We start from the raw sequence: 12,719 nt of genomic DNA, 5'->3' as shown, positions 1-12,719 counted from the left end.
GACTCGCAGCCTTTCGCCACCCTCATCAGGCAATCAAGCGATGTCCTTCGGCGCCAGATCGTTCCGGTTACGCCAGGAGACTGGCCGACCCTTCGGGCAACAGATCTCGAGGCATCGATCATCACCGAGATGAGCGTGTCGCCGTTCACGATGCCGGTCGGCCAGAGATGACGGTAGTCCGATGCGAAGGCCGGGACACACAGATGGGGCGACGCCGCATCAAGGGCGTCCGGCGAACACGATTTCGCCTGAAACCCTCATCGTTTTGCCGACCCGCATTGTCCGCACGTGAAAGCCGAACCGGCTTTCACTGCCAATGCCCTATGACGTCGTTCCTTCCCGGTCTTTCGGACCGTTGCGTATGAACATCGGCAGGATCGCCAGAAGAAGCAGCAGCCTGAAAATATGATGGGTGGCGACATAGGCCGGGTCGTAGCCGAGCGACAGGGCCATGGCGCTCATGCCCTCGACACCGCCTGGGGCAAAGGAGACCCAGACCTGGCCGAAGGGAAGCCCCAGAAGTCTTGCGACGAAAAAGCTGACGAGGCCGGACAGGACGACCGCCACCGCGGTGACGACGGCGCCCGCGACGAAGAGATCGCGGATCTGCGCCCGGGTAACGCCGGCGAACCTTGCGCCGATGACCGCGCCGGCCAGGGCGAAGCCGATGAAGGTCAGAACCGGCGAGGGACGTCCCTCGAGCCAGCCGACCCCATGCCCAAGCCCGCTGATCAGAATTCCCGCCATCAGGAATGCCGCCGGGATCCGGACGGCTTCGAGGAGAAGGCCGGCCGCGACCGCGATCGCGATGAGGACGAGGCTCAAGGCGAGAGGCAGGGTGTGCGGCGCCAGGGCGACCACACCGCCGCCGGTATCGTGTTCGATGAGCGCGACGAGCGGGGGCAGGGCGACCGTGATGATGAGCAGGCGAAGGCTTTGCAGCACCATCACGAAGGGTGTGTCTATCTCCCCCTTCGGCCGGTCGGCTGCCAGCGACAAGCTGTAGGACAGCGCTCCCGGCGACGTCGCCAGGACGGACGTGCCACGGTTCGTTCCGAAGTAGCGGCGCAGCACCGCGGACGAAATCACCATGACGGCAATCATCGTCATAGTGAGAGCCAGGAGGCTGATCGGAAAGCGCAGGATATCGCTGAGGAAGTGCGTCGTGACGCCGGCCCCCAACGTCACGCCGATGGTGGTGAAGGCGAGATTGCGCAGCTTCGTCGGCACCTTCGGAGAAAGCCCGCAAGCGGCAAGGCTGGTGACGGCGAGGGTCGATCCGACCAGCGGGCCCGCCGGCACGCCGATTTCCTGAAAGACAGCCGCACCCGCAAGTGCGGCTCCCATGGCCAGCAATACCGGCCGGTATTTCTGGATCATGCAGGCGCCTTCGGCGCTTCGTCCTCCGCCCGGTTGCGCTTCCTGCGGCCAAGGACAATCGGGACGACGACGACGAGCAGTGCCAGGCCATAGAGGGCGATGCTGTTCCAGGAGGACAGGAGGATCGTCCAGTCTCCGGCCGAAATCGACAGAGCGCGGCGCAGATTGTCCTCGAAGAGGCCGCCAAGGACGAAGCCGAGGATCACCGGCGCAAGGCTGAACTGCAGCTTGCGCAGGAACCAGCCGAACACACCGAGAGCGATGATCATGTAAAGATCATGCGGGTTCGATACGACCGAGTATACGCCGACGAAGGCGAGAACGGCGATCAGCGGCGTCAGGAACTGCTGCGGGATCGTCAGAAGCCGCGCGAACAGCCCGACCAGCGGCAGGTTGATGATCAGAAGCGCGATATTGCCGATATACATCGAGGCGATCAGGCCCCAGGCGATTTCCGGGCGCTGGGTGAACATCAGCGGGCCGGGCGTGACGTTGAAGAGCAAGAGCGCGCCGAGAAGGATCGCGGTCGTTCCTGATCCGGGGATGCCGAGCGTCAGCATCGGCACCATGGCGCCGCCGGCCGAAGCGTTGTTGGCCGCTTCCGGCGCGGCGAGGCCGCGCATGTCGCCTTCGCCGAACTTCGAGGAATCGGTGGCCGCCCGTTTTTCGGCGCCGTAGGCGACGGCCGAGGCCACCGAGGCGCCGGTGCCGGGAAGGATTCCGATGAAGAAGCCGATGACAGATCCGCGCAGGATCGTCCATTTCACGAAGGCCAGATCCTTCAACGTCACGAAGCTCTTGTCGATCTTCAGGGTCTTGAGCGTACCTGCGGCCTGCTGCTCGACGAGGTGGATCAGCTCGGCCATGCCGAACAGGCCGATGACCACGACCAGGAAGTCGATGCCGGCGAGGATGTCGGGAATGCCGAAGGTGAAACGGGGCACGCCGGTATTCGCGTCGATGCCGATCGAGGCGAGCATCAGGCCGATGACGGCGCCGAGCAGCGTCTTCACCGGGTTGGAGCCGACCAGCGAGGCGAGCGAGGCGAAGGCGAAGACCATCAGCGCCACGTAGTCGGATGGCGAGAAGTGGATGGCGTAGGAGGCGAGCGCGGGCCCGAAGAAGCTCATCAGGATGACGGCGAAAGTGCCGCCGATGAAGGACGCCACGGCCGAGAGCGACAGCGCCTTCCCGGCCTCGCCGTTGCGGGCCATCGGGTTGCCGTCGAGGGTCGTCATCACCGCGCCGGCATCGCCTGGCACGTTGAGCAGGATCGAGGAAATTCGCCCGCCATACTCGGCACCGTAATAGATCCCGGCGAGAAGGATGATGGCCGATTCCGGCTTGAAGCCGAGGCCGTAGGCAATCGGCAGCAGGATGGCCACGCCGTTGATCGGGCCGATGCCGGGCAGGGCGCCGATCAGCGTTCCGGCGAAGCAGCCGGCGAGGACGAGGAAGAGGTTGAAGGGATCGAGCGCGACGGCAAAGCCCGAGGCGAGACCAGAAAAGACAGCGTCCATGGTTCAACTCACCTCAGAAACGTCAAGATGCCCGCAGGCAGGTTGAGATCGAGCAGCTTGGTGCAGAGAAAATACCCGCCGAGGCCGATCCCCACGCTGAAAGCCAGCGCCGGAACGATGCGCGAGCCGAGCATCAGTGCAAGCGCCATGCAGAATACGATGGTCGCCAGAATGAAGCCCAGCGGCTGGAACAGATAGGCATAACCCGAGAGCATCACGACCAGTGCCGCAAGCCGCCCCCATGTCCGCAGCGGCATGCCGAACGTTTCGACGTCGGGCCGCACGAGGACGAAGAGGATGCACGGGATCGCGACGAGGCCGAGAATGCGCGGCCAGCTCTCCGGGCCCAGCGGGTCGTATTGGAACGGGGCGCGGATCACCGTGAAGGCAATGATCGTGTAGCCGATCGCCACCAGGAGAAGCACGCCGGCAAATATCCGGTCTGCCATGAACTGCTCCGACATCAAAAGGGAAGGCGATCGCGCTCCGCGAGGCCCTTCGAATTCGGGCGGGGCGAAGCTTGTCGCAAAACGTCAGGCACGGGCCGCGATGCGCCTTTCAGACGATCAACGCGGCCCGTACGTCAGTCCGGGAGGACTATTGGATCAGGCCGGCTTCCTTGGCGATGCCGGTCATGCGCTCGACGCGCTTTTTCATGTCGGCGTCCATTTCCTGGCCCGACAGGTTCAGCGGCAGAAGGCCCTTGTCCTTGACGAGCTTGGACCATTCTTCGGTGCCATAGGCCGCGTTGAATGCTTCGACCCACTTGTCGTAGGCCGCGTCCGGCACGTCCTTGCCCATGTAGAAGCCGCGCACGATCGGCCATTCGGCGTCGTAGCCGAGCTCCTTGGCGGTGGCGATATCGTTGAAGGGGGCCGGAAGCCGCTCCGGGCTCATCGCCGCGAGGATGCGCATCTCGCCGGTGCCCAGATGCGAGACCATCTCGCCGACGTCGCCGAAATAGACCTGGATCGACCCGCCGAGCAGGCCGGCAATGGCATCTCCGCCGCCGTCGAAGGCGACGTAGCGCATCTTCCGCGGGTCGAGTTCCTTGGACTTCAGGAGGATCGCGGCCTTCATCCAGTCCTGCGAGCCGACCGAGCCACCGGCGCCCATGACGACCGAGCCGGGATCTTTTTCGAGATCGGCCATCAGATCGTCGAGGGACTGATAGGGGCTGTCAGCACGCACGATGACGGCGCCGTAGTCGGTGCCGGCCGTCGCCAGGAAGCGCACGTCGTCGGCGCCCCACTGGCCGTACTTGCCGATCGCCATGTTGAGGAGCGAACCGGACGAGAAGGCGACGATGGCATTGGGATCGTCGGTCCGGGTCGTGTTGAACAGGTTGATCGCGACTGCGCCGATGCCGCCGGGAAGGAAGGTGACTTCCATTGGGCCGTCGAACTGCTTCTCGAGGCCCTGTTGGGCGATGCGGCAGGTCAGATCAAATCCGCCGCCGGGCTTGGCCGGGGCGACGCATTCCGGGCGGTCGATCTCCTGGGCGAAGGCCGGAGCGCCGATAACGGCCGAAAGGGCCAGGGCGGAAGCGATGTGAATGAGTTTCATGATGGGTCCTCCCAACGGTTTGTGACCGGTCAGAGAGGTGCGTGTGATGTGGGCTGCCGGTTCTTCGGCGTTTCCGCCTGCCGGCTGCCACGGCACGCCGCCCTCCTTCCAGAGGCACCGCGCCGCTCCTCTCTCCCAGGCTCGACCTAGACCGTCTGACTGACCGGTGCTTGACTCGAAGCTGACAGGAAGCTGACAGGCTTTGGACCGATCGCGGTGTGCGCTGCGGCATGCAACACCACTTCTCAAACCGGCCGGGTCCGGCTAAAGCTCGCCGACAATGCGGATATTGCTCGTCGAAGACAGCCGCGATCTTTCCGAGACTCTGCTGGAACGATTTCGCGGCGAAGGCCATGCAATCGACCTTGAATCCGATGGAGCCGAGGCGGAAGCCCTCTTGCGCCACGCGAGCTTCGACCTCGTCATCCTCGACATCAACCTTCCCTCCATGAACGGCTACGAGGTGCTGCGGGCGATGCGCGCGCGCGGCGACCGGACGCCTGTGCTGGTGTTGACCGCTCGCTCCGAGATCGATGACCGCATCGAGGGCCTCGACGTCGGAGCCGACGACTACATGGTCAAGCCCTTCGATTTCCGCGAGATGTCGGCGCGATGCCGGGCGCTGGTGCGGCGGCGTTCGGGCGAGGCCAGCAACATCTTCGTCCATCGCGGTTTCACCTTCGACCGGGGCGCCCGTCGCGCCTCGCTTGGCGGTGTCGATCTGGAGCTGCGGCAGCGGGAAGTGCAGGTGCTGGAGCTGTTCCTCGGTCATCTCGGCCGCGTCATGACGAAGGACGAGGTCGCCGACCGCATCTATAGCTTCGACGAGGCGCCGAGCCTCAATGCCGTCGAGCAGACCATGACCCGGCTGCGCAAGAAGCTCGAAGGCTCGCCGATCACGATCCGGACCATTCGCGGGCTCGGCTATATCGCCAGCATCGGCGATCACTGAGCCATGTTCGGGACGCGTTCCAGGGTGAGGACGGCCGAAAGCGGCGTCGCCGCGTCCCCCGGTCTTCTCGCAGCCGTATCCCCGCGCCGCGCCTATTCCCTGCGCCGCCGGCTCATCGTCGCCTCGATGGCCGCCTTCGCGGTGTTGATCGCGTTCCTGTCGGTCGGCCTGTGGACCTATGCGCGCAGCGCCGCCAACGAGACCTACGATCTGCTCCTGCGCGGCGCGGCGATCGCCATCCTCGAACGCGTCACGCTGACGCCGGAGGGGATCGATATCGATCTGCCGCCCTCGGCGCTGGAGATTCTGGCGCTCGATCAGGAGGACCGGGTGTTCTACCGGATCGTCGATGCCGCGGGCACGACGCTGACGGGTACGGCGGACCTGCCGACGGACGGTTTCTTCGAGCGGCCGCTGCCCCTGCAGGATCCGATCTTCTTCGACAGTACCTATAGCGGCGAGACCCTGCGCTTCGTCGTCAACGGTCGCACGCTGCTCAGTGCAGACCGACCGCAATGGATCGGCGTGCAGATCGGCCACACGCGCGTCGCCCGCGATGCCATGGAGCGCGATCTGATCGTGAAGGGGCTGGTGCCGCTCGCCGCCCTGTCGATCGCGGGCATTGCCATGGCATGGGCCGGAATCGGCTTTGCCATGCGTCCGCTGGCCGGCATCGAGCGCGACATCCGCGCACGCCACTCCAACGATCTTCAGCCGCTCGACGCCGTCCCGCCCCGGGAGGTCGAAAGTCTGATCACCGCCATCAACGGCTTCATGCGGCGGCTCGACCTCTCGCGCGGTCAGGCCGAATCCTTCATCGCCGACGTCGCCCATCAGATGCGCACGTCCCTCGCGGCTCTCTACGGCCATCTGGAAAATGCCGGCGAGGGCGGCGAGAACGGCGCCGCAGCGGTGGTTCGCGCCCGCGATCAAGCCCGGCGGACCGTGCGTCTGACCAACCAGCTCTTGAGCCACGCCATGGTGATCCACCGGGCCGACAAGGAGATGTTCCAGCCGGTGGAACTTCCCGAACTGGTGCGCCGCCTGATGGAGGAGATCGTGCGCGACGACAAGGCGGGAACCATCGATTTCGCCGTCGAGCTTCCTGAAGATCCTGCATCCGCCAGGGTCACCGGCGATCCCATCGCGATCCGCGAGGCCTTGCGGAACCTTGTCGACAATGCCGTGCGCCATGGCCCGCCGGACAACCAGATCACGCTGCGGGTGACGGCGGCATCGCTCGACGGTCGCCCGGGTTGCGCGATCGCGGTCGACGATCGCGGCCCGGGGATTGCCGATGCGGACAAGCCACGCGTCGTCGAACGCTTCTTTTCGAATGGTCCCGGCGGCGGTTCCGGCGTCGGCCTTGCGATCGTGGCGGCGGTGGCCGAAAGCCACAAGGGGCGCTTTCAGCTTTCGGACGCGGCGCCCTCCGGCCTTAGGGCAACAATCATCCTGCCCAAGACGCCGCCGCAAAATGCCGGAGCAGAGACGTGAAAGGTCTTCGGCTTGTCCTCCTCGCCGGTCTCCTCATCGTCGGCATAGCGCTCGTTTTTCTCTACGCGTTCGTCCAGCGCCAGGCCGATGCGCCCGCTGTCACTCTCGAAGTGTGGAGCGCCACGGACACCTCCGCCATGTCGGCGATCCTCTCCGGATTCGAGGCCGCCCATCCCGGGATCACCCTGCGCTATACCGAATTCAATACCGCCGAGCTTCAGGAGGCCGTTCTTTCGGCCAGGCACCTGCCCGATCTCATCATGTCCTCGGCCATGGATCTGCAGGTCGATCTGGTCAATCGCGGCATGGCCAGCCCCGTCGCCAACGTTCCGCAGACGCCGGACTGGTCGCGTTGGCGCGGCGAGCTCTTCGGGTTCACGCAGGAGCCGGTGGCGCTCGTCTACAATCGAGCCGCCTTCGCGGAGCGTTCACTCCCCGCCACCCGCTCCGAGCTGGCGGGCCTCATCCGCGATGATCCCGCCTTTTTCGAAGGTCGCATCGGCACCTACGACGTCGCGCTCTCCGGTGTCGGCTACCTGTTCGCGACCCAGGATGCCCAGCGCGGCTTCCAGGCCTCTCGCCTGATCGAATCCTTTGGTCGGGCTAAGGCCAAAACCTATTGCTGCACCAGCGCGATGGTGGACGATGTCGCATCGGGAAAGCTTGTCCTCGCCTATAACGTTATCGGATCCTATGCCCTCGAGCAGGTCACAGAGGATCCCCGCCTCGGCATCCTGCTTCTCAGTGACTACGCACTGGTATTCACCCGCTCCGTCTTCGTCACCAGGCAATCTGCCCACAAGGCGGCGGCCGGCGCATTCGTCCGGTTTCTCCTGTCGGATACGGGCCAGGCGTTGGTCAGCCGTGATTCCGCTCTGTTCCCGCTGGTCGAAAGCGCCGGGGCACAATCCTTCTTCGAGAGCCGGTTCGAGGGCAGCACTTCGCTTTTGCCGATCCGCCTGCGCCCCAGCCTTCTCACCTGGCTCGACAGCCGCAAGAAGGCGAAATTCCTCAACGACTGGAAGGCGTCGATCACCGGCGAGCTTCCAGCCCCGGTTCGATAGCGAACCCCGCCTCGCAGGGACTTGCTGGCCTGCGGAGCCGTTCAGGATCGCTCATTGGCGGGCCGATGGGCGCCGCCGAGAGAGCCGCATTCGGTTCTCTCCATATCGGTGAAACGCCGGCGGGCTTCGCAGCGGTGCCCCCTTCAAGAATTCCTGTCAGACGACCTTGTCGGGATCCTGCAGGCCGTAGGTGCCGAAGGATTTGACGGTGTCGGCAATTTGGGCTTCCGACAGGATGTTGGGGCCTCCAATCAGCAGCGAATGGTAATACTGCCTGGCGATCGTCTCGAGCTCGACGGCGAGCCACATGGCCTTGTCGAGGGTCGCGCCGGTGGCAATCATGCCGTGATTGGCGAGGAGACAGCCGGTGCGGTCTTCAAGAGCCCGCAGCGCGGCTTCGGAGAGTTCCTTCGTGCCGTAGGTCGCATAGTCGGCGACCCGGATATCCATCCCGCCGAAGGCGGCGATCATGTAGTGGCAGGCCGGGATCGGCTTGTTGGCGATGGCGAGGACCGTTGCAAAGGTCGAATGGGTGTGGACGATGCCGCCGACATCGGGGCGACCGCGGGTGATGTCGAGGTGGAAACGCCATTCGGTGGACGGCTTCAGCGGGCCTTCCCAGGAGCCGTCGTCGCTCTCGATCGGCATGGCTGCGATCATATCGGGCGTCATCGCCTCGTAGGCCGTGGCGGACGGCGTGATCAGCATCCTGTCGCCGCAGCGGGCCGAGATATTGCCGGACGTTCCCTGATTGAGGCCGCTCGTATTCATCCAGCGTGCCTTGTCGACGATGGCCTCGCGAAGTTCGCGCTCGCTTTGCGCCATGGGAGGTCTCCATTCGTTCTCGAGAGGCCGGATTCCGCCTCTGCAACCGGGCGGCACACGGAAGGCCCGGCTCATGCGAACAGCCGATGGATGGCGGCGACTCTCCCATCGAGGCCGCCCTTGCGCAATGCCGCGCATGCAGAACCGACGCCTTGATGGAAGCTGGGGCGGCCGGACATGCCGCCCCCAGCCCGGGACAATTCAGCTGGCGACGAAAGCCAGAAGGTCTTCGTTCAGAACGTCGGCGTTCACCGTCAGCATGCCGTGCGAAAAGCCGGGATAGATCTTGATGGCGCCCTTCGCCAGCAGCTTGGCTGACTTTTCTGCCGAGGCGGCGATCGGCAGCTCGCGGCGGCTTGGTGCAAAGCCAGTCTGAGATGTGGGAGGGTCTTTTGAAATCCGTAGATGCAGCGAACGAAAGATCGTCGGACGTTGTCGGCTGACACTAACGGCTATGAGCGAGCGGGCCTGACGCGTCGTTAAGCCTGCACGGAAGCGCCTGCAGGGCAAAAGCTGGAATCCACCAGACCGGTTTACGCTCGATCACACGGTGGCCGGCAGCAGGCTCTCAAGCCGGTCGAGAACACCCTCCGCCGCGGCGATCGGATCGGCCGGATCGCCTTCCAAATGCGCGAAGACCAGCCGCTGTTTCGACCATTTCAGCCCGTCTTCGCCGCGCTCCACTTTCGAGGCTTCGAGGCAGCTGAAGGTTGGGGGCGTAAAGCTGAGGGCGACCGCCTTCGGACCGAGGTCGAGCTTCGTCACCCCGAGGCCAGCGCAGCGCAGGCGGAGCGCGGCGATTGCAAAGCTCGTTTCGAGCCCTTCTGGCATCGGCCCGAAGCGATCGGCGATCTCTGCACGCAACTCGTCGAGTGTCGCCGTCTCCTCGACACGTTCCAGAAGATTGGCGATCTCGATGCGCATGTCGGGTTCGGTCACGTAATCGGCGGGGATCGAGAGGTTCAGCCCGATGGAGACCACCGGCCGGATCTCGTCCGGATTCGGATTGCCCCTGGCGACTGCGATCGCCCGCTCCAGCGTCTTTCGGTAGAGCGCGATGCCGATCGTCTGAAGGTGACCGGCCTGCTCGTCCCCCAGAAGATCGCCCGTCCCTCGCAGGTCGAGATCGCGTGCGGCGATATCGAAGCCGGAGCCGAGCGTGTCGAACTCCATGAGCGCGTGAAGCCGCTTTTGCGCCTCTTCGCTGACAGCCTCGCCCGCCTCGGTCGTCAGGAGAACGTGGCCCCGGCTGATGCCCCGTCCGACGCGTCCGCGCAGCTGGTGGAGCTCGGCAAGGCCGAAGCGGTCGGCGCGGCAGACGATCATCGTGTTCGCATTGGCGACGTCGAGCCCGCTCTCGACGATCGTCGTGGCGAGAAGGATGTCGTGCGCGTGGTTGGCGAAGGCAAGCATCGCATCCTCGACCTCTTCCGGCTTCATCCGGCCATGCAGCATCACCACCGACTGATCGGGGGCGAGCTCGGCAAGCTTGTCCGCCATCGGCTCGAGATCCTCGATGCGGGGACAGACGACGAAGCTCTGGCCACCGCGCGCGTGTTCGGCCGACAGGGCGCTTGCGATTTTCTCGTCATCGAATGGGCCGATCCTGGTCCTGACGGGGCTACGGCGGACAGGCGGCATCGCGATAATGCTGAGATCGCTCAATCCGACGAAGCCGGCTTCGAGCGTTCGCGGGATCGGTGTCGCCGTCATGGCGAGAACGTGCAGGCCGTCCGCGAGGGCGCGCATCGCGCCCTTGTGCTTGCTGCCGAAGCGCTGTTCCTCGTCGATGACGACGAGCGCGAGATCCTTGAAGGCGACGTCCTTGCCGATGATCGCATGGGTGCCGACGACGATCTTCGCCCGGCCGCTGGCAAGCGCTTCCTTCGTTGCCTCCGCCTCGTCCTTCTCGACGAGACGCGAAAGCCGGACGACCTCGACGTCCTGCGGCGCGAAGCGCTTGACGAATTCGCGGTAATGCTGCTGGGCAAGCACCGTCGTCGGCGCGACAACCGCCACCTGCTTGCCGGAGAAGACCGCCGCGGCCGCGGCGCGAAGCGCGACCTCCGTCTTGCCATAGCCGACATCGCCGCAAACGAGGCGGTCCATCGGATGGCCGGAGGACAGATCGGCGAGGACTTCGCCCGTGGCCCGGCTCTGATCGGGTGTCAGCTCATAGGCGAAACGCGCGCAGAACCGCTCGAACGCGACGCGGTCGGGCTTGATCACCGCCGCCTTCGCCGCCGCCTTTTCCTGCAACCGCTTCACCATTTTCCCGGCGGTCGCGGAGATCGCCTCGAAGACCGCGTTGCGACGCTTGGCCCAGCTCTGTCCCTTGAGCGTGTCGAGCGAAACCTCGCTCGAAGGCCCGCCATAGCGCCAGACAGCTCCGATGTCGTTGAGCGGGACGAGAAGCGTCTCGTCCTTGCCGAAGCGCAGCACCAGGGCTTCCCCGGCGCCCGCGCCGGCCTTGTCCGTTTCGATCGGCGCGAGCCCGTCGAGGATCGCGACGCCATGATCGATATGGACGACCTTGTCGCCGGTGAAGAACGTATCGGCGGGCGCGGCGAAACCGCCGGTCTGCCTTCTTGCGGATTGAGACGCCGTCTGGCCGTCGAGATCGCGCAGGCTGACGACGGTGACGTCGCTCTCGGGCACGATGAAGCCTTCGACGATCGGCGCTTCGAAGGCGAGCATCGACGAAGGCTCTGCCCCGGTCACGTCGCTCCATGTGGCAGCGTCGAGGATTTGCCGGTCGAGAAGCCGAGCGATCCGGCGTCGGGCCGCGGTCAGCGCCCGCGCGTCACTGCCGGCGAGGACGATCCGGTGACCGTCGTCGAGCCTCGCTGCCGCGAAATCCGCAAAGGCCTTGTAGGGCTGGCGCTCCAGCGCGAAGACCGGGACGGTGCGATCGACCCTGACCTCGTCGACGAGCGCCGCGAGGCGGTCGGCGAGGATGTCGTCCCAGTCGTCACGGGACAGATGGTCGGCGAGAACCGCGTGGCCCGACGCGGTCTCGCCGTCCAGTCCCTCGAGGGCCATGAAGATCTCTTCGGCGCGAAGGTCCGCGCCGCGTTCGACGATCACCTCCGCTTCGGGAAGGTAGTCGAACAGCGTTTCGCATGTCTCGTAGTGGCGGCAGAGAAACGGGTGCGGCCGAGACAGTGGCCCGTCGCTTTCGCCTTCGCCGCGCCCGCCGGCCTCGGTTGAGGCCTCCTCGTCCGACATCGTCAGTTCGCTCGCCGGATCGACGATCAGGCGTCCGGTTTCGGCGACAGAGCGCTGGCTGGCCGGATCGTAGGACCTGATGGCGATGACGACGCCGTCCCCGTGCTCGATCCGGCAGGGGCGCGGGGCAGCGGCGGGAAAGATCTCGATCACCTTGCCGCGAATGGCGAATTCGCCGGCTTCGTCGACGCGGTCGTCCTGCCAGTATCCGAGACGCCGCAGCCGCGCTGCGACGAGATCGGCATCGAGCGTCTCCCCGACGCAGATCTCCAGATGGCGATCCGTCCAGATCGAGCGTGGCGGCACTTTGCGGATAAGCGCAGCCGGGGTAGTAATGACGACGGATGGCCGCTTTTCAGCATCGAGCAGCCATCGAAGCGTCGCCATGCGGTTGCCGGCGGTCGCCGCGCTGACGGGCAGCCCGTCACCCGGCAGCCCGTCCGGGGCGGCGAACTCGGCGACGGCGCCCTGTTCCGACAAAAGCCTGGCCAGATCAAAGATGTCCTGCCGGCGCCGGCCGGTCTCGGCGATGTAGACGAACGGCTTGCGGCCCTTGCCCGCACGTCTTGCGATCATCGCGGCAACGGCGCCGATGGGATGAAGCGGGAAGACAGGCTTGGTCTTGCCGGTCGAACCGGCCGTCGTCTTCACATGCTGCATGTCCCGATCTCCCAAAGCTGGCCTTCC

General features: G+C 65.3%; 9 protein-coding genes and 1 pseudogene. 3 read left to right on the top strand and 7 right to left on the bottom strand.

The window, feature by feature from the left end; translation table 11 throughout:
- Window positions 1-321: 321 nt before the first annotated feature.
- The 4 genes from J6595_RS02385 to J6595_RS02370 form a co-directional block, all read right to left on the bottom strand.
- Window positions 322-1,380 carry an AbrB family transcriptional regulator gene (locus J6595_RS02385; protein WP_209592838.1) on the bottom strand — a complete coding sequence of 353 codons (1,059 nt, stop codon included), beginning with the start codon at window positions 1,378-1,380 and terminating at the stop codon, window positions 322-324.
- Window positions 1,377-2,900 (bottom strand): tripartite tricarboxylate transporter permease, encoded by a 1,524-nt coding sequence (locus tag J6595_RS02380; RefSeq protein WP_209592837.1) that lies wholly within the window; start codon window positions 2,898-2,900, stop codon window positions 1,377-1,379. The genes J6595_RS02385 and J6595_RS02380 overlap by 4 nt, the downstream gene beginning before the upstream one ends.
- Window positions 2,901-2,908: 8 nt before the next feature.
- Complete coding sequence (locus J6595_RS02375; protein ID WP_245197537.1) at window positions 2,909-3,349, bottom strand: tripartite tricarboxylate transporter TctB family protein; 441 nt, start codon at window positions 3,347-3,349, stop codon at window positions 2,909-2,911.
- Window positions 3,350-3,497: 148 nt separating this feature from the next.
- Complete coding sequence (locus J6595_RS02370; RefSeq protein WP_209592835.1) at window positions 3,498-4,466, bottom strand: Bug family tripartite tricarboxylate transporter substrate binding protein; 969 nt, start codon at window positions 4,464-4,466, stop codon at window positions 3,498-3,500.
- 280 nt (window positions 4,467-4,746) lie between these two features.
- Here J6595_RS02370 and J6595_RS02365 point away from each other — a divergent pair, with 280 nt between their 5' ends.
- The 3 genes from J6595_RS02365 to J6595_RS02355 are packed head-to-tail and all read left to right on the top strand — an operon-like array spanning window position 4,747 to window position 7,979.
- On the top strand, window positions 4,747-5,418 hold the full coding sequence (locus J6595_RS02365; protein ID WP_209592834.1) for a response regulator transcription factor: 672 nt from the start codon (window positions 4,747-4,749) through the stop codon (window positions 5,416-5,418).
- 3 nt (window positions 5,419-5,421) lie between these two features.
- Window positions 5,422-6,915, top strand: a complete 1,494-nt coding sequence (locus J6595_RS02360) for a sensor histidine kinase (protein WP_209592833.1) — start codon at window positions 5,422-5,424, stop codon at window positions 6,913-6,915.
- Window positions 6,912-7,979 (top strand): ABC transporter substrate-binding protein, encoded by a 1,068-nt coding sequence (locus J6595_RS02355; RefSeq protein WP_209592832.1) that lies wholly within the window; start codon window positions 6,912-6,914, stop codon window positions 7,977-7,979. The genes J6595_RS02360 and J6595_RS02355 overlap by 4 nt, the downstream gene beginning before the upstream one ends.
- Before the next feature lie 156 nt (window positions 7,980-8,135).
- Here J6595_RS02355 and J6595_RS02350 read toward each other — a convergent pair whose 3' ends face one another.
- The 3 genes and pseudogenes from J6595_RS02350 to J6595_RS02340 all read right to left on the bottom strand — a co-directional run bounded on the left by J6595_RS02350 (window position 8,136) and on the right by J6595_RS02340 (window position 12,692).
- The gene (locus tag J6595_RS02350) at window positions 8,136-8,804 is read right to left on the bottom strand and encodes a class II aldolase/adducin family protein (protein WP_209592831.1); all 669 of its coding nucleotides are present in this window, start codon (window positions 8,802-8,804) and stop codon (window positions 8,136-8,138) included.
- A 201-nt stretch (window positions 8,805-9,005) separates the two neighbouring features.
- Window positions 9,006-9,149, bottom strand: a pseudogene (locus tag J6595_RS02345) (alpha/beta fold hydrolase); the annotation flags it as partial.
- A 198-nt stretch (window positions 9,150-9,347) separates the two neighbouring features.
- Window positions 9,348-12,692 carry a DEAD/DEAH box helicase gene (locus J6595_RS02340; RefSeq protein ID WP_209592830.1) on the bottom strand — a complete coding sequence of 1,115 codons (3,345 nt, stop codon included), beginning with the start codon at window positions 12,690-12,692 and terminating at the stop codon, window positions 9,348-9,350.
- Between the last annotated feature and the right edge of the window lie 27 nt (window positions 12,693-12,719).

This window comes from Jiella mangrovi (assembly GCF_017815135.1).
Lineage (GTDB): Bacteria > Pseudomonadota > Alphaproteobacteria > Rhizobiales > Rhizobiaceae > Jiella > Jiella mangrovi.
This window is presented reverse-complemented; position numbering and strand designations above follow the sequence as displayed.

Coding starts and splice junctions, on each gene's coding strand:
- J6595_RS02375 (WP_245197537.1), bottom strand. CDS start 3,349: ATGGCAGACCGGATATTTGCCGGCGTGCTTCTCCTGGTGGCGATCGGC.
- J6595_RS02365 (WP_209592834.1), top strand. CDS start 4,747: ATGCGGATATTGCTCGTCGAAGACAGCCGCGATCTTTCCGAGACTCTG.
- J6595_RS02370 (WP_209592835.1), bottom strand. CDS start 4,466: ATGAAACTCATTCACATCGCTTCCGCCCTGGCCCTTTCGGCCGTTATC.
- J6595_RS02360 (WP_209592833.1), top strand. CDS start 5,422: ATGTTCGGGACGCGTTCCAGGGTGAGGACGGCCGAAAGCGGCGTCGCC.
- J6595_RS02380 (WP_209592837.1), bottom strand. CDS start 2,900: ATGGACGCTGTCTTTTCTGGTCTCGCCTCGGGCTTTGCCGTCGCGCTC.
- J6595_RS02385 (WP_209592838.1), bottom strand. CDS start 1,380: ATGATCCAGAAATACCGGCCGGTATTGCTGGCCATGGGAGCCGCACTT.
- J6595_RS02340 (WP_209592830.1), bottom strand. CDS start 12,692: ATGCAGCATGTGAAGACGACGGCCGGTTCGACCGGCAAGACCAAGCCT.
- J6595_RS02350 (WP_209592831.1), bottom strand. CDS start 8,804: ATGGCGCAAAGCGAGCGCGAACTTCGCGAGGCCATCGTCGACAAGGCA.